Annotated in this window: 17 protein-coding genes; 10 read left to right on the top strand and 7 right to left on the bottom strand. The window is 72.1% G+C overall.

What is annotated here, in order from left to right; translation table 11 throughout:
- Positions 1-6: 6 nt before the first annotated feature.
- Entirely contained in the window at positions 7-975 is a 969-nt protein-coding gene (locus OG937_43770) for an alpha/beta hydrolase (GenBank protein ID WUD78152.1), read from the bottom strand.
- Positions 976-1,214: 239 nt separating this feature from the next.
- On the opposite strand from OG937_43770, the gene OG937_43765 reads away from it, so the two are divergent.
- Positions 1,215-2,129: an LLM class flavin-dependent oxidoreductase gene (locus tag OG937_43765; protein WUD78151.1), complete on the top strand. Its 915-nt coding sequence runs from the start codon at positions 1,215-1,217 to the stop codon at positions 2,127-2,129.
- A gap of 24 nt (positions 2,130-2,153) precedes the next feature.
- Here the strand turns inward: OG937_43765 and OG937_43760 are convergent, their stop codons facing one another.
- Positions 2,154-2,492, bottom strand: coding sequence for a macro domain-containing protein (locus tag OG937_43760; GenBank protein ID WUD78150.1), 339 nt, complete (start codon positions 2,490-2,492; stop codon positions 2,154-2,156).
- A gap of 35 nt (positions 2,493-2,527) precedes the next feature.
- On the opposite strand from OG937_43760, the gene OG937_43755 reads away from it, so the two are divergent.
- The 3 genes from OG937_43755 (at position 2,528) to OG937_43745 (ending at position 5,211) form a co-directional block, all read left to right on the top strand.
- The gene (locus tag OG937_43755) at positions 2,528-3,412 is read left to right on the top strand and encodes a hypothetical protein (protein WUD78149.1); all 885 of its coding nucleotides are present in this window, start codon (positions 2,528-2,530) and stop codon (positions 3,410-3,412) included.
- Between the two features lie 153 nt (positions 3,413-3,565).
- Positions 3,566-4,717 (top strand): methyltransferase, encoded by a 1,152-nt coding sequence (locus OG937_43750; protein ID WUD78148.1) that lies wholly within the window; start codon positions 3,566-3,568, stop codon positions 4,715-4,717.
- A 50-nt stretch (positions 4,718-4,767) separates the two neighbouring features.
- Entirely contained in the window at positions 4,768-5,211 is a 444-nt protein-coding gene (locus tag OG937_43745; protein ID WUD78147.1) for an archease, read from the top strand.
- A gap of 43 nt (positions 5,212-5,254) precedes the next feature.
- Here OG937_43745 and OG937_43740 read toward each other — a convergent pair whose 3' ends face one another.
- A complete protein-coding gene (locus tag OG937_43740) occupies positions 5,255-6,667 on the bottom strand; it encodes an RtcB family protein (GenBank protein WUD78146.1) in 1,413 nt (470 codons plus the stop codon).
- Between the two features lie 214 nt (positions 6,668-6,881).
- Between OG937_43740 and OG937_43735 the strand changes: the two genes are divergently transcribed.
- The 6 genes from OG937_43735 to OG937_43710 all read left to right on the top strand — a co-directional run bounded on the left by OG937_43735 (position 6,882) and on the right by OG937_43710 (position 12,040).
- Entirely contained in the window at positions 6,882-7,238 is a 357-nt protein-coding gene (locus tag OG937_43735) for a PRC-barrel domain-containing protein (GenBank protein ID WUD78145.1), read from the top strand.
- A gap of 37 nt (positions 7,239-7,275) precedes the next feature.
- Positions 7,276-7,443 carry a hypothetical protein gene (locus tag OG937_43730; protein WUD78144.1) on the top strand — a complete coding sequence of 56 codons (168 nt, stop codon included), beginning with the start codon at positions 7,276-7,278 and terminating at the stop codon, positions 7,441-7,443.
- A 129-nt stretch (positions 7,444-7,572) separates the two neighbouring features.
- Positions 7,573-9,453, top strand: a complete 1,881-nt coding sequence (locus OG937_43725; protein ID WUD78143.1) for a transketolase — start codon at positions 7,573-7,575, stop codon at positions 9,451-9,453.
- Positions 9,454-9,787: 334 nt separating this feature from the next.
- Positions 9,788-10,828 carry a hypothetical protein gene (locus tag OG937_43720; GenBank protein ID WUD78142.1) on the top strand — a complete coding sequence of 347 codons (1,041 nt, stop codon included), beginning with the start codon at positions 9,788-9,790 and terminating at the stop codon, positions 10,826-10,828.
- 176 nt (positions 10,829-11,004) lie between these two features.
- Positions 11,005-11,454: an SRPBCC family protein gene (locus tag OG937_43715; GenBank protein ID WUD78141.1), complete on the top strand. Its 450-nt coding sequence runs from the start codon at positions 11,005-11,007 to the stop codon at positions 11,452-11,454.
- Between the two features lie 145 nt (positions 11,455-11,599).
- A complete protein-coding gene (locus OG937_43710) occupies positions 11,600-12,040 on the top strand; it encodes an ATP-binding protein (protein ID WUD78140.1) in 441 nt (146 codons plus the stop codon).
- Between the two features lie 24 nt (positions 12,041-12,064).
- Here the strand turns inward: OG937_43710 and OG937_43705 are convergent, their stop codons facing one another.
- The 4 genes from OG937_43705 to OG937_43690 form a co-directional block, all read right to left on the bottom strand.
- Positions 12,065-13,324 carry a hypothetical protein gene (locus tag OG937_43705; GenBank protein ID WUD78139.1) on the bottom strand — a complete coding sequence of 420 codons (1,260 nt, stop codon included), beginning with the start codon at positions 13,322-13,324 and terminating at the stop codon, positions 12,065-12,067.
- Positions 13,321-14,118, bottom strand: a complete 798-nt coding sequence (locus OG937_43700) for a hypothetical protein (GenBank protein ID WUD78138.1) — start codon at positions 14,116-14,118, stop codon at positions 13,321-13,323. Before OG937_43700 ends, OG937_43705 begins: the two co-directional genes overlap by 4 nt.
- 194 nt (positions 14,119-14,312) lie before the next feature.
- Positions 14,313-14,786 (bottom strand): hypothetical protein, encoded by a 474-nt coding sequence (locus tag OG937_43695; protein WUD78137.1) that lies wholly within the window; start codon positions 14,784-14,786, stop codon positions 14,313-14,315.
- Between the two features lie 103 nt (positions 14,787-14,889).
- Complete coding sequence (locus tag OG937_43690; GenBank protein WUD78136.1) at positions 14,890-15,138, bottom strand: hypothetical protein; 249 nt, start codon at positions 15,136-15,138, stop codon at positions 14,890-14,892.
- Positions 15,139-15,260 lie beyond the last annotated feature (122 nt).

Genomic DNA, 15,260 nt, shown 5'->3' with positions numbered 1-15,260 from the left:
CGCGGCTCAGGGGTGCAGCGCCCGCTGCAGGGCCTCGACGGCCAGCGTGCGCGCGACGACGGTCGCCTTGGAGTCCCGGAGGCTGTCGAGCATGAGGAAGTCGTGGACCATGCCGAGCACCCGCACCGCGGTGACGTCCACGCCCGCCTCGCGCAGCTTGGCGGCGTAGGCCTCGCCCTCGTCGCGCAGGACGTCGGCCTCGTCGGTGATGACCAGGGTGGTGGGGAGGCCGCGCAGCTGCTCGACGTCGGCGCGCAGCGGGGACGCGTAGATCTCGGCGCGCTGCCCTGGGTCGCTGGTGTAGGCGTCCCAGAACCACTTCATCCCGTCGCGGGTGAGGTAGTAGCCCTCGGCGAACTGCTGGTAGGACGGCGTGTCGAAGTTGGCGTCGGTCACGGGGTAGAGCAGCACCTGGGCCGCCAGGTCGATGTCGCCGCGTTCCTTCGCCATCAGCGCGAAGACGGCCGACATGTTGCCGCCGACCGAGTCGCCGCAGACGGCCATCCGTGACGCGTCCAGCTTCCGGTCCTCGCCGTTGTTCAGGATCCACTTCCCGACCGCGTAGTTCTGCTCGATCTGGGTGGGGTACTTCGCCTCGGGGGCCAGGTCGTAGACGGGGAAGACCACGGCGGCGTTCGTGCCGACCGCGAGCTCGCGCACCAGTCGGTCGTGGGTGTTCTCGTCGCCGAACACCCATCCGGCGCCGTGGATGTAGAACACGACCGGGAGGGTTTCCGTCGCCCCTTCGGGACGGATGACGCGGGCACGGACGCTGCCGTACTGTCCGGCGTCGACGGTCACCCACTCCTCGTCCACCGCGGGCTTGGGCACGCCCTCGCCCGCCTGCAGGTCGTCGAGGATCTCGCGGCCGTCCGCCGGCGCGACCTCGTAGATGCGCGGGTGCTGTGCGGTCGCGTCCGCCAGTTCCTTGGCCGCGGGTTCCAGGACGGGTGCCGCGGACGGGGATTCGGGCATGGTGGGCCTCCTGCCTGAGAGGTGCCGTTCATGGGCAGCGGAAGCGGTCGCAAGGACCGTGCCGGCCGCTTTTCCATCGTCCCTCGGCGATTTCGCGCCGCAACTCCGGGAATTTCCGCGGTCGCAGAGCGCTCATGCGCGGGGCACACGCTGTCACTCCGCCGTGCGTGGACGTCCGGCGGCGTGGTGTCTCGTGCCCGGCGGACTCCGTTCCCTACGATGCGCGGGTGCGATGCGCGATGTCCATTCCGCAGTTCCACGCGGACGGCGATTTCGATCCGGCCGCCTTCCGCGTCTTCCTGACGCGCGTCGAGGAGTTGGGGTTCGACAGTGCCTGGACACAGGAACAGACGCTGGGCACGATGCCGCAGCTCGCCCCGCTCGAGACGATGACCTTCGCCGCCGCGTGCACCGAGCGCCTGCGCCTGGGGTGCGTGGTCTTCGTGTCCACGCTGCACAGTCCGGTGCACCTGGCGAAGAGCATCGGTTCGCTGGACCAGCTGAGCCGGAGCCGGATCGAGGTGGGATTCGGCACGGGAGGCCCGCATCGGCCCTTCGCGGCGTTCGGCGTCGACCCGGAACGTTATGTGGCCCGCTTCTACGAGGGCATGGAGGTCATGACCCGCCTGTGGCGTGAACCCCGGGTCGACTTCTCCGGGGAATTCTGGCGGTTGAGCGACGCGGCGATGGAACCGAAACCGTTCCAGAAGCCCTTTCCCCCAGTGTGGTTCGGCGGCAGCGGGCGCACCGCGCTGCGCCGCGCCGTGATGAGTCCGGGGCTCTTCACCGGCTTCTTCGGCGCGGGTCAGGTCCGGACGGAGAAGTTCGCCGAGCAGGTCGCGATCGTGCGGCAGGCGCTGGCCGAGTGCGGCAGGCCGGTGGACGGCTTCGGGATCGCCAAGCGCGTCTACATCGCGGTGGACGACGACTCCCGGCGCGCCCGCGCCCGGATCGACGCCGAACTGGCGGCGCTATACATGCGCAAGTCCCCCGAGATCGAGGCCGCCGCGATCGCGGGGACCCCCGCGGAGTGCGTCCGGGCGCTGCGTGAGGTCGTCGCCGCCGGTGCGGAGCTCATCCTGTTCACGCCCCTGTTCGCGCAGGCCGAGCACGCCGAGCGCCTGGCCGCCGAGGTCCTGCCGGAGCTCGTCTGACGCACCCGCCATGGCGAGCCCCCGCTACGAACCGAGCGCGGCGGCCGGCAGATCGCGGGTCGCGCGGTCGCAGGCCACGAGCCTGGTCTGCCGGACCCGGCTCTGCGACGCCCGGAGGGCGGAGACGGCGATCCGCGCCGCTTCCTCCGCCGGACGGTCGTGAACGCCGGTGGCGATCGCGGGGAACATGATGCGCGTGGCCCCGAGCTCGTCCGCGACCTCCGGGCAACGCCGGTAGCAGGAGGCGAGGACGTCGGCCTCTCCGTGGTCGCCGCCTTCCCGGACCGGGCCGACCGTGTGGATCACGTGCCTGACGGGCGGGTCGTTCGCCGAATTGTTGTATGGTCCAAGGCCATTGATCATTGGACAAATCTTTACCTCCCTGGGGGGAACCTTTCATGCACATTCGTCGCCTTCTGGCGATCACGGCTACGACCGGCACGCTCGCGCTCGGTCTCGCGGCCTGTGGCGACTCCGCGAAGGAGGAGCCGAAGGCCGCATCGACGCAGGTCTCCGTCAAGCCGGCGGAGAAGAAGGTGTCCCCCGTCGAAGCCTTGCGGAACGGCATCAAGGCGGTGGGGCAGCAGGGGTCCGCGAAGGTCGCCGTCGACTCCGTCGACACGGAGGTGGGCACCACCAAGTCCGAGGGCACCTTGAGCTGGAAGAAGGGCTCCGAAGGGGCCGAGGTGAGCGTGGACGCCGCTTCCGACCCCGACCTGCAGGACATGGCCGGCCCGGACGGCAAGGTGCACCTGACGATGGCGGACGGCACCGTGTACCTCCCGGTCGAGGGGCCGTTGCTCGAGGCCACTGGCGGCAAGAAGTGGCTGAAGCTCGAGGGCACCTCCGCGGAGGACAACCCGGCCAAGGACCTGCCGCACGGCCCCGCCGCGGCCCTTGCGGCCCTGTCGGCCGCGACGGACCTCGCCGCGGCCGGCGAGGAGCGGGTGGCCGGCGCCGCGGCGACCCGTTACACGGGCACCGTGGACCTCGGGAAGTTCGCCGCGGACACCGCTGTCCTTGAGCTCATCACCAAGGACGAGCGCGACACGTACATCGATCAACTGCACGCCACCGGCTTCGGGAACACCGTCAAGGTCGAGGCGTGGATCGGCGCCGGCGACCTCGCCGTCAAGACCGTGGAGTCCGGCAAGACCGCCAAGGGCCCTGCCAAACTGACGATCGCGTACTCCGGCTATGGCAGGACCTCCGCCATCAAGGCGCCTCCGGCCAAGGACGTCGCCACGTTCGCCGAGATGATCCAGAACGCCGCCCAGGGCTGACCCCTGGCGTCGGTGGGTGCGCCGTGACCGCGTGCACCCACCGACGGAGTGGGCCCGGTCGTCGGCGCGGACCCCTTCGTACGACCTGCGGCCCCGGGAGCCCGGGAGCCGGTAGCCCGGGGCTGCCCGGGCAGCCCGTACCCTGAGGGGGCGATGAACCTCTTCAGCACGCCGTGGGGCGCACTCGAACTGACCCGATTCCCCGCGGAGCCGCGGGAGACCCTGCGGGCGTGGGACGCCGCGGACGACTACCTGTTGCGGCACCTCGCGGAAAGCGGGACGGACCTGACGGGCACGACCGTCGTCCTGGGAGACCGCTGGGGGGCGCTGGCGACGGCGCTGGCGGCACACCGCCCCACGCAGATCACGGACTCCCACCTCGGGCAGCAGGCCACGCGGGCGAACCTGCGGCGCAACGCGCCGGACGCCGAGGTGCGGATGCTGACCACCCGCGACGAGACTCCGGCGCGCATCGACGTGCTGCTCGTCCGGGTGCCCAAGAGCCTCGCGCTGCTGGAGGACCAGCTGCACCGGCTGGCCCCCGCACTGCACCCCGGCACCGTCGTCCTGGGCGCGGGCATGGTCACCGAGATCCACACGTCCACGCTGCGGCTCTTCGAGCGGATCATCGGGCCGACCCGCACCTCGCTGGCGGTGCGCAAGGCCCGGCTGATCTTCGGCACCCCCGATCCGGCGGCGGCCCCCGGGGCGAACCCGTGGCCCCTGCGGTACGCGCTGCCCGACGGCATCGGCCTCCTGTCCGGCCGGACCGTCACCAACCACGCGGGCGTGTTCTGCGCCGACCACCTCGACATCGGCACGCGTTTCCTGCTCGAGCACCTGCCGGACCGCAAGGGCCCGGACCGTGTGGTCGACCTGGGCTGCGGCAACGGCGTGGTCGGCACCGCGGTGGCGCTGGCGAACCCCGACAGCGACGTGCTGTTCGTGGACGAGTCGCACCAGGCCGTCGCCTCCGCCGAGGAGACCTTCCACGACAACGTGGGCCCCGGGGGCAAAGCCCGGTTCCTCGTCGGGGACGCCGCCGACGCCGTGGCCGCCGTCCGGCCCGACGGCGCCGACCTCGTCCTCAACAACCCGCCGTTCCACTCCCACCAGGCGGTCACCGCCGCGACCGCCCACCGCATGTTCGTCACCGCCCGGTCCGCGCTGCGGCCCGGCGGTGAGCTGCTGGTCATCGGGAACCGGCATCTGGGCTACCACACGCGCCTGCGGCGGCTCTTCGGGAACTGCGAGGTCGTCGCCTCGAACCCGAAGTTCGTGGTGCTGCGGGCCGTCAAGCGCTGACGCCGGGCCGCCGGAGTCATGAGGCCGCGTGAACCGGGCAGGCGATCCTCATGGTGGACGAGACGTACGGCGGCGGACCGGAGGCGGGCGGACACCGTGCGGTACCGCACACCGCCGATGTGCGGATAGAGGCGTGGGGGCCCACCAGGGAGCAGTGCCTGGTCGAGGCGGTGCTGGGCCTGGTCGAGTGCTTCGCGGACGTCGCCGGGGTGCGGCCGGCACGCGTGCGGCGGATCCCGGTCGCCGACGCCGCCGACGACGACCTGCTGGCGGACCTGCTGGACGAGGTCATCTTCCGGCTCGAGGTACACGGGGAGGTCCCCGTCGACGTCGAGGCGGAGTCGGACGCCGACGGGCTGGACGTACGGATGGCGATGGCCGACGTGGGGTCGGTCGAGGTCACCGGCGCGGTGCCGAAGGCGGTCTCGCTGGGCGAGCTCCACCTGGCGCCCGGCCCGTACGGATGGACCTGCGCGGCGACGGTGGACGTCTGAACGGCGGCGGTGGACGTCCGGCCGCCAGCGGTCCGCGGAGGGCCTAACCCTTCACCACGCCCAGGGGCACCAGGCGGACGACCTTGCGGCACAGTCCGGCGCCCTCGCTCGCCTCCACCACCGCCGAGACGTCCTTGTACGCCTCGGGCGTCTCCTCGGCGAGGCCGCGCCAGGACGAGGCGCGGACCGCGATCCCGCGGGCCTCCAGCCGGGCCCGCAGCTCCCTGCCGCTGACGCCCCGCGCGGCCTGGTGCCGGCTCTTCTCCCGGCCCGCCCCGTGACAGGTCGAGTGGAAGGCGTCGCCACGGGGAACGCCGGTGAGGACGTACGAGCAGGTGCCCATGGTGCCGGGGATGAGCACGGGCTGGCCGACGCCGCGCAGGTCGGCGGGCAGGTCCGGGTGACCGGGCGGGAGCGCACGGGTGGCGCCCTTGCGGTGGACGCAGAGGGTGCGCCGCGTGCCCTCCACGTCGTGCTCCTCGATCTTCGCGAGGTTGTGGGACACGTCGTAGACGAGGGCCAGACGGACGCCCGCCTCGCGGCGGAAGACGCGGCGGGACAGCTCGCCGAGGAGCTGGCGGTTGGCCCGGGCATAGTTGGCCGCGGCCGCCATCGCGCCGAGGTAGGCGCGGCCTTCGGGCGATTCCACGGGAACGCAGGCGAGCTGCCGGTCGGGGACCTCGATGCCGTACCGCCGCATGGTCCGGTCCATCGCCCGCACGTGGTCGGAGCAGATCTGGTGCCCCAGCCCCCGGGAACCGCAGTGGATCATCACGCAGACCTGGCCGAGCGCGAGGCCGAAAGCGGCGGCGACCGCTTCGTCGTACACCTCGGCGACCTCCTGCACCTCGAGGAAGTGGTTGCCCGAGCCGAGGCTGCCGACCTGCCCGAGGCCGCGTTCCCTGGCGCGTGCGCTCACCTGTCCGGGGTCGGCGTCGGCCACGGTGCCCTCGTCCTCGCACCGCCGCAGGTCGCCGTCCTCGCCGTGACCCTCCTCCACGGCGTAGCGGGACCCGCCCGTCAGCACGCGTTCCAGCCGGCGGTCGCTGCCCAGGTGCCAGACGGCTCCGGTGACGGCGCCGCGGGGTGTGTCCTGGCCCAGTCCGTCCATGATCGCGGGCAGGGCGGGTCCGACCGTCCGCCGGTCGCAGTCGGCCGCCATCAGGCGCACGCCGCAGGAGATGTCGAAGCCCACCCCGCCCGGGGAGACCACACCGCCGTCGGCGACGTCGGTCGCGGCCACGCCTCCGATGGGGAAGCCGTAGCCCCAGTGGACGTCGGGCATGGCGTAGGAGGCGCCGACGATGCCCGGCAGCGTCGCCACGTTGACGACCTGCTCCAAGGCCTTCTCGGCATGACTGAGCAGGTCGCGCGAGGCGAACACGACGCCGGGTACGCGCATCCGCGCGCGCGGGGCGATGCGGAAACGGTAGGGGCCCTCTTCCACGACATCCATCACAGCCTCCGGGGCCGGTGGCCGGTCAACGCCCCCTATGTGTCGCGTTGCCGCGTGCGACGGCGGTAAACGGAGCCCCGGCCGGATCCGGATTCCGGACGTAGCATGAGGAAAAGGGCCGGTGCGCTGTCACAAGCGACGACCCGTAAGGGCGATCCCGGTGCGTCCGCGCCGGGGCACGGTGCCGAATCGGCGCTCCACCAAGGAGCAGCGCATGATCCATTCAGCCGATATCCGCGAGTGGCGCGACCGCGACGTCATCGACCCCAAGGGGCACAAGATCGGCGCGCTGGAGGCGATCTACGTCGACACCGCCACCGACGAGCCGGCGGTGGCCACGGTGCGCACCGGTCTGCCCACACGGCAGCGACTGGTCTTCGTCCCCCTCGACGAGGCGGTCGTGGGGCCCGGTTACGTCAAGGTCACCCAGTCCAAGGGGCTGGTGAAGAAGGGTCCGTCCATCGGGACGGACGACGTCCTGCCCGCAGAGCAGGAAGGGGAGATCTTCCAGTACTACGACATGGCCTACCACCCGGGCGCCGGCGGCGAACGGAAGCTCGCCCGCCGCTGAACGCCTCGCCCCGCCGCGCCAAGGAGGTGTTTCGGCCATGGCGCTCTTCCTGTTCCTGCTTCTGGTGGCCGTGGTCCTCGGGCTCATCGGCGTGGTCGCCGAGGGTCTGCTGTACCTGCTGGTCATCGGCATCGTCGTGCTCGTGCTCGACCTGGTGTACGTCGTCGTGAAATGGCGGCGTTCGCGCCGTGGGCTTCTGCGCTGAGACCGGCTCGGAGGCTCTGGACCCGATGTGCGTGCAGCCGGAACCCATGGGGGGAGCACACTTCAGCGCCCGGGCGGGGTAGCAGACATCAGGTACGCAGAGTCCTCCGCGCGAAGTAGGGAATCCGTCATGACGGACCAGAAAGCCGCCGCCCGCCCGATCGGGCCCGACAGCGACCTGGAACAGGTCTTCGAACTCGCCCAGCAGCTCCGGGTGGACTCCGTGCGGGCCAGCACGGCGGCCGGCTCGGGCCACCCGACGTCCAGCCTGTCCGCCGCCGACCTGATGGCCGTGCTGATGTCACGTCACCTGCGGTACGACTGGCAGCAGCCCGAGAACCCGGCCAACGACCACCTCATCTTCTCCAAGGGACACGCCTCTCCCCTGCTGTACGCGATGTTCCACGCCGCGGGTGCCGTGGACGAGCACGAACTCATGACGACCTACCGCACCTTCGGAGCCCGCCTCCAGGGCCACCCCACCCCCGTCCTGCCCTGGGTGGACGTGGCGACCGGATCGCTGGGCCAGGGCATCGCCTACGGCGTGGGCATCGCCACGGCGGGCCGCGACCTGGAGCACGAGCCGTACCGGGTGTGGGTGTTGTGCGGCGACAGCGAGATGGCCGAGGGCTCGGTCTGGGAGGCCCTGGACAAGGCGGGTCAGCGGCTGCTGCCCAACTTCGTCGCGATCGTCGACGTCAACCGGCTCGGCCAGCGCGGCCCCACCGAACTGCAGTGGGACACCGAGGCGTACGCCCGCCGCGTCGAGGCCTTCGGCTGCCGCGCCCTCGTCGTCGACGGGCACGACCTCCAGGCCGTCGACCGGGCGTTGGCCACCGCGGCCGACGGGCAGGCGCCCACCGTCATCGTCGCCAGGACCGTCAAGGGCCAGGGCGTCCCCGAGGTCGCCGACATCGAGGGCTGGCACGGCAAGCCCCTGCCGCCGGACCTCGCGGAGCACGCCATCGAGGAACTCGGGGGCGTGCGTCACCTGACGGTCCGCGGCCCGCGGCCGCCCGAGGCCGCGCCGCGCCCGCCGATGGCCGCGACGACGCCCATGGACCTGCCGCGCTTCCAGCTCGGGGACAAGGTCGCCACCCGGGTCGCCTTCGGCAAGGCGCTCGTCGCCGTCGGCGCCCGCCCCGACGTCGTGGTCCTGGACGCCGAGGTCGGCAACTCCACGCACGCGGAGGACTTCGGCAAGGCCTACCCCGACCGGTACTTCGAGACGTACATCGCCGAGCAACAGATGATCGCCTCGGCCGTCGGCATGGCCGTGCGCGGCTACCGCCCGTACGCGGCGACCTTCGCGGCCTTCCTCACCCGGGCCCACGACTTCATCCGCATGGCGGCCATCTCGCAGATCTCGATGGCCCTCTCCGGCAGTCACTGCGGCGTGGAGATCGGCGCCGACGGCCCCTCCCAGATGGGCGTGGAGGACCTGTCGATGATGCGCGCGGTCCACGGTTCCACCGTGCTCTACCCCAGCGACGCCACCTCCGCCGCGGCGCTGACGGCGGCCCAGGCCGACCTCGACGGCATCTCCTACCTGCGCACCACCCGCGGGGCCTATCCCGTGCTGTACGGGCCCGACGAGACCTTCCCCGTGGGCGGTTCCAAGACCCTGCGCCAGTCCGGCGACGACCGGGTCACCCTCGTCGGCGCGGGGGTCACCCTGCACGAGTGCCTCGCCGCGGCCGACGCGCTGGCCGCCGACGGCATCCCGGCCCGCGTGATCGACCTGTACTCGGTCAAGCCCGTGGACGCCGACGCCCTCGAGCGCGCCTCCCGCGACACCGGCGCCCTCGTCGTCGCCGAGGACCACCACCCCGAGGGCGGCCTGGGCGAGGCCGTCCTGTCCGCCCTCGCCGCGCGGCGCCAGGGCCCGGCCTTCGCCCACCTGGCCGTCCGTGACCTGCCCGGCTCCGGCACCGCGGAGGAACTCCTGGACGCCGCCGGCATCTCCCGCACGCACATCGCCGAGGCGGCCAGGCGTCTGACCTCGGGATGACCCCCGCCTCGACCGGTACGGGCACCGGCGGCCGCCGTCACGGGTGACGGCGGCCGCCGCCGTACCGGCGCGGGCCCGCCCTCGGGGCGTCCCGTCACCTGTACGGGCTAACCGGAGCGCCGGCCGGGGCACCCCCGCGCAGCTCACCGGGACCGGCGCCGGGCACTGACACGCGCCCCCGGCCCGCCGTGCCGCCGCGTGCGACGAGCCCGCCTCGCCGGGCGATCTTCCTCCGCTTCGCCCACGCTGGTGCCGGTGCCCGCCCCACCCGGCGGCGCCGCCGCACGCCAGGGCGGCCTTCACGGCCGCCACGACACCCCACGAGGGAGCAGGCATGACATTGACGACGGATGCGCTCATACCCGCGCTCGAGGATGTGCGGGAGGCACACGCCGCGGTGGTCGACCGGTTCCGGACCGACATGGCCGTCACCCCCGTCGGTCCCCATCGGCAGACCCTGGAACGTCATGCCGCCCAGACCCAGCACCACATCGCCCGCATCGACACCCACGTCCGTGAGATGCGGCCGCGCCACCTCCTGCGGGACACCGCCGACATGGTCCGCACCGCGTCGGCGGGCGCGTTCCACACGGCCATGGCGCCCCTGCACATCGGCACCCGCATGGTCCGCGGCGTCCTGCCGGGGCGCGGGCAGGCCGACGAGCACCAGCTGCTGAGGAACACCGAGGCCGAGTACACCGCCACCGCGCGGGCCCTCGCGGCCTGCCGGGCGGGCGAGAGCATCGCCACCCTGGCCCAGGACGACCGTGCCGCCGCGCTGCTGACCACGCTGCGCCGGCAGGACGAGCAGCTCCTGCGCGACCTGGAGTCCAGCGTCGAGGAACAGGCCCTGGCGGTGGCCACCACGGCGGCCGGCAACGGCCACCACGCCCACGGGGCGGCCGGTCTGGCCGACGCCGCCGTCCGGACGCTCCGCACCACCGCCCAACGGCTCCAGGCCGTCTGGACCGCCGGGCAGCCGGCGCACCGTCCCGCCGCCGGCGCACCGCGCCCGGCCGGGAAGGCCCACGCCCCCGTGGCCCGAAACGTGGACCTCCCGCTGGCGGACTACGACCGGCTCCCCGTCGCCGAGATCATCCAGCGGCTGCGCATCTTCTCGCAGGCCGACCTCTCCGTCATCGAGGACTACGAACGGGAGCACGGCGACCGGGTCGGCATCCTCAACGCCATCGAGAACCTGCGCGCCAACCAACCCTGGCCCGGCTACGACACCATGAGCCCGGACCAGATCACCGCGCGGCTGCGCGGCGCCGAACCGCTGCAGGCCCGGCAGGCCATGGACTACGAGCGGCAGCACCGCGGGCGCCCCGACGTCATCAGCGCCGCCAAGCAGCGCACCCGCGCCGCCGTCTGAGCCGGAGCTCCACGAGGTCCCCGCCGTGGCGCCACGGCGGGGACCCTCCCATGCCCCCACGGACCCGGCCGGCCGTGCCCGGAGCGCTGTTTGGCACCGCCTCGTACGGGCAGGCGCCACCACCGAGAAGCGGAAGCCCGCATCCCGAAGCGGATGCCGACCCGAAAGGTGGGCACATGTCGACGGTTGAGGAGTCGGTCGAGGTCGCGGTGCCGGTCACGACGGCGTACAACCAGTGGACGCAGTTCGAGGAGTTCCCCCACTTCATGGAGGGGGTGGAGCGCATCGACCAGCGCACGCCGACCCTGACGCACTGGGTCGCGAAGGTCGACGGCATCACGCGCGAGTTCGACGCCGAGATCAGCGAGCAGATCCCGGACGAGCGGGTCGCCTGGACCACGGTCGGCGGCGACGTCCACCAGGCGGGAGTCGTCACCTTCCACCGCCTGGACGACCGGCACACCAAGGTCATGCTGCAGCTCGAGCACCAACCGCACGGCGTGGCCGACACGGTGGCCGACAAGCTCGGCGTCGTCAGGCGCCAGGCCAAGGGCGACCTCAAGCGCTTCAAGGCGTACATCGAGGCCCGCGGCATCGAGAGCGGCTCCTGGCGCGGTGCGGTCTAGAAGCGCCGCCCGGAGCGAGCCCCCGACGCGCGGGTCCCGGACACCGATCGGTGTCCGGGACCCGCGCCGTCCTTCGCGCCGCAATGCGCGGCGGCAAGCGGGGTAGGCGTACTTCTGCCACCAACGAGCAGAAGGGAGCTCTCCGATGGCCGACTCGTCGATGAAGGCCGTCGGCTGGGCGCGGTCGTTCCCCGTCTCCGGCGGGGTGCGGTCCGGCCGGCGGTGGACGCGGCAGCACCTCGCCACTCTGGACTGGACGAAGGACGCGCCGGACACGGTCGACGACATCCTGCTGGCCGTGTCGGAGCTCGTCACGAACGCGCACGTCCACGCCCACAGCGACGCCGAGGTCGTCCTCACCTGGGACAGCCGCTGCCTGCACGTCAGCGTCCACGATGACGACGACACGGTGCCCGCCCCGCGCGACGCCGACGCGGACGCCACCGGCGGGCGCGGGCTCGCCATCGTGGACGGTCTCGCCGACCACTGGCACACGCACGCCCAGCACCACGGCAAGACGATAACGGCGTGCTTCACGCCGCCCGGCCGCGAGGACCCCGGTCCGGACGATTCAGCCGAGCGCTGACGCCGCTGCCGCTGCCGCTGCCGCTCAACTATTGGGCGGTGGGGCGACGATCGCAAGGACGCCCTTGGCGACCGTCGTCCGCGTTCCGTCGTGTTCCTGGTAGAGAACTCCGCTGTTGCAGTGGGCCTGTGAGTCGTCGTGTGTCGCCGGGCCGACGCAGTCCGGAATGCGCAAGAGCACCGTGGTGTGATCGTCGAGCCTGCGCAGCATGGTGGCAGAGTCGGTGCCGGCACTCACCCACTTGCCGCCGTCCAGCCGCCACAGGGACGACGGGTGGTGCAGGACCTGGGTGTCGTTGGCCGCGCGCTCGCTGTCGTCGCAGGTCCAGGACGTGATCGTGGCGTACAGGTGGCCGTCGAAGGCCCACCACAGGTCGTTGACCTCCACGCCTCCGGTCACGCCCGGCACGAACCCCGGTGGCAGTGCAGCGGTCATGTCGGTGGCGGTGGCCTTGCCCTGGCTGTCCAGGAGGGAGATGGGGAAGGGAGCCGGGCACGCACCGGGGTTGGTACGCGCCGCCACCGCGATGTGCTCCTGGCCGTCGGTGCGAGCGGCTGCGGCGGGCATGTAGGCGTTTGATTCGAAGAGCGGGAAGGACACCTCTCCCCCACCGTCGGCGTCGACGAGCCGGAGATCCATGGCAGTGCCGCCGCTACTCGTGGTGGCGTACTGAGCCGTGAGCACCCGGGTGGGCGTGCCCGCGAGGAGCCCGGGCAGCCATGTGCTGCCGTTGCCGGCGAACGGGGACGGCTCCGTGCGCGCGGAATGCGCGCCGTCCATGGCGAAGCGGAGCATGCCCGCGCCTTGTTCACCGGCCGAACCCAGGGTGAGGGCGAGTACGTCCCCCTCCCCGACAGGGGCGAGGTCGTAGCAGTGGGCGCAGGACAGGCGCCGTACCTGCCCGGTGGCGGCATTGACGGCGATCAGACGCGTGTCCTCGGGACGGTCCAGGAAGGCGTCGTCGGAGAGGAACGCCACGTAACGGCCGTCGTATGTCCACGCCACCTTGTTGTGCTGCGGGTCGGCCAGGTCGAAGACCCGGCTCACCTCGGCCGCCGGCCGTCCACCGCGCATCAGCACGAAACGCGTCGGGGTGATGTATGCGTACGCCGGTCCCCGCGGCGCCGGCGCTTGGGCGTTGCGGCCCCCGGCCCCGGCCCCGTCCCCGCTGTCGGCGGCGAACCGCGGAACCAGGACGGCCACGATCACCGTGCAGATCACCACGATGGCGACCAGAGCCGCCAACCGGCCGATCGTCACCCCCTGGGTGCGCCGGCCACTCATCGCGAGGTGTCACTCCCGGACGTGGTGACGGCGTGCCAGCCGTCCGGGCCCTCCCGGTACGCCGATCGGTAACGGGCGGACGGGCCTCCGGCGGCGGACGAGCGCACGGGAGCCGTCAGGGTGAAAGGCTTGCCGTGGCGGTCGACGCGCTGGGTGAAGTCGCCGTGGGAGGTGGCGACGACGAGTTCGAGGGAGAAGGAGCAGTGGTGGCGCCGGCTGCTGACGCCGACGCTGAACGTCACCTGCTCACCCGGGCGCAGGCGGAGGGTCTTCTCGTCGAAGTAGTTGCGTCCCGTGGGGACGAGTCCGCCCGCGGTCCGGGCCCGCAGTTCGGGAATGGGGTCGGCGTCGTCGAGGTCGAAACCCAGGGCCACGGTGTTTCCCTCTCCTTGCGAATACCCCTCGAAGTACGTCCCGTCGAGCGGCGCCGTGCACCTCTTCCGCATGGTGACGTCGCTGATCGTCACTTCGTCCGCGTCATGGCCCCGCAAGGTGAAGGTGATGGTGCCCGAACCGACCACCGTCGCCTGGTGGCCGGACCGCCAGGCATCAAAAGCGGCGGAATCGGATGCGACGTCCGTGTTGAATTGCCGGAGTTCGGCAGGGCTCATGCTCAGTGGGTCGGGCAGCACGAAGTCTTTGCCGGCCAGGTCACTGACCGGGCCGGTGACTCCGCCGACGACCACCGGCGGCGAGGCTGAGGACGCGGGTGTGGTTCGGTCGTTCGACGAACCGCCGGTGTGAACCGCCATGACGACGCCGACGGTGGCGGCCATCGCGGCGACCAGGATCACCACGGCGGTCCCGGCACTGACCGTCCTAGGCCGGGCGTCTCCTCGGTCCGCGGCCGGGTACCCGCCGACGATGACGGTCTGGGCGGAACCTACCGCGACCGCGTGGCTCCGGGCCTCGACATGGGTGGTCGCCGGGCTCGCAGCGAACGGAGTCCGTGTGGGCCCGCGATCAGGCTCGGCGGCGGCCGGTTCGGTCAGCCCTGGGTCCGAACCGGCGCCTGAGGGGGGACCAGGCTCACACTCCCATTGACGACACCCGCGGCGACGGACCCTTGTTCGGCATGTATGTCCACGTCGCCTTGGACGTGGAGACCGCCGTCCCAGGTCGAGCCGGCGACCGCTTGGCCCGGGCCCATCGACAGCAGCTCACGCAGCACCCGGGCCGCCTGCTCCTGCTCTGTGCCCCGCAATTGCTGCAGCAGGGTACGGACCCGGTCCCGCCATTCCGTCTCATGACGTGACAGCGCCGCGCCGTCCTCGGACCCGGCCCCCAAGGCGTCAGCGGTGGCGTCGAGTTCTGCGAGCGCGCCTTCCTCCCTCTGCGCGTCGCCGCGTCCGAACCAGCGTCCGAGACCAGCCCGCAGGGTCGACCACGCGTCGGTGCCGGCGGCCTGTGCCACGGCTGTGCCGGCCGTCGCGGCCAGCGCCAGGAGTTCCTCGGACAGCACGGCATCCCCCATTTGTCGCTTGCCGGCTTCGTACGGGAAAACCGTAGCCGCCCCGGCCGCCCCGCACAGCGGAACACGCGTTACCGGGTGGCACCCGCTCGGGTCAGGGGTGGAACGGGTCCGATGAGTGGGTGAGCGGAGCGTTGTGCACGGACGCCGAGTTGTACGTCCAGCGGTCGGCGTGGGCCTGCTCGCGGCGGGCCTGCTCGATGAGCAGGCCGTCCACGTTCTCCGTGCGGCGGTTGCTGCGGCGCAGGAGTTTGACGACCAGGTACGTCACGAAGGACGCGAGCAGGAGCAGGAGAATCCCGAGTTCGACCACAGCAGCTCTCCCCCGTGTGTCGACAGCCACGTGACCTGCATCGTATCCGCGGAACGGTGGCTTGTCCCTCCCGCTTGAGCCTCATTTGAGCTTGCGGGAAACCCGGTTGGCGTCGGAAGGCCGCACGCACGCTCCACGCGGAGGTGGTCGGG

It is taken from the genome of Streptomyces sp. NBC_00510 (assembly GCA_036013505.1).
Lineage (GTDB): Bacteria > Actinomycetota > Actinomycetes > Streptomycetales > Streptomycetaceae > Actinacidiphila.
Note: the sequence above shows the minus strand (reverse complement) of the source record. Positions and strands in the feature narration are given on the sequence as shown.

Coding starts and splice junctions, on each gene's coding strand:
- OG937_43770 (WUD78152.1), bottom strand. CDS start 975: ATGCCCGAATCCCCGTCCGCGGCACCCGTCCTGGAACCCGCGGCCAAG.
- OG937_43765 (WUD78151.1), top strand. CDS start 1,215: ATGTCCATTCCGCAGTTCCACGCGGACGGCGATTTCGATCCGGCCGCC.
- OG937_43760 (WUD78150.1), bottom strand. CDS start 2,492: ATGATCAATGGCCTTGGACCATACAACAATTCGGCGAACGACCCGCCC.
- OG937_43755 (WUD78149.1), top strand. CDS start 2,528: ATGCACATTCGTCGCCTTCTGGCGATCACGGCTACGACCGGCACGCTC.
- OG937_43750 (WUD78148.1), top strand. CDS start 3,566: ATGAACCTCTTCAGCACGCCGTGGGGCGCACTCGAACTGACCCGATTC.
- OG937_43745 (WUD78147.1), top strand. CDS start 4,768: ATGGTGGACGAGACGTACGGCGGCGGACCGGAGGCGGGCGGACACCGT.
- OG937_43740 (WUD78146.1), bottom strand. CDS start 6,667: ATGGATGTCGTGGAAGAGGGCCCCTACCGTTTCCGCATCGCCCCGCGC.
- OG937_43735 (WUD78145.1), top strand. CDS start 6,882: ATGATCCATTCAGCCGATATCCGCGAGTGGCGCGACCGCGACGTCATC.
- OG937_43730 (WUD78144.1), top strand. CDS start 7,276: ATGGCGCTCTTCCTGTTCCTGCTTCTGGTGGCCGTGGTCCTCGGGCTC.
- OG937_43725 (WUD78143.1), top strand. CDS start 7,573: ATGACGGACCAGAAAGCCGCCGCCCGCCCGATCGGGCCCGACAGCGAC.
- OG937_43720 (WUD78142.1), top strand. CDS start 9,788: ATGACATTGACGACGGATGCGCTCATACCCGCGCTCGAGGATGTGCGG.
- OG937_43715 (WUD78141.1), top strand. CDS start 11,005: ATGTCGACGGTTGAGGAGTCGGTCGAGGTCGCGGTGCCGGTCACGACG.
- OG937_43710 (WUD78140.1), top strand. CDS start 11,600: ATGGCCGACTCGTCGATGAAGGCCGTCGGCTGGGCGCGGTCGTTCCCC.
- OG937_43705 (WUD78139.1), bottom strand. CDS start 13,324: ATGAGTGGCCGGCGCACCCAGGGGGTGACGATCGGCCGGTTGGCGGCT.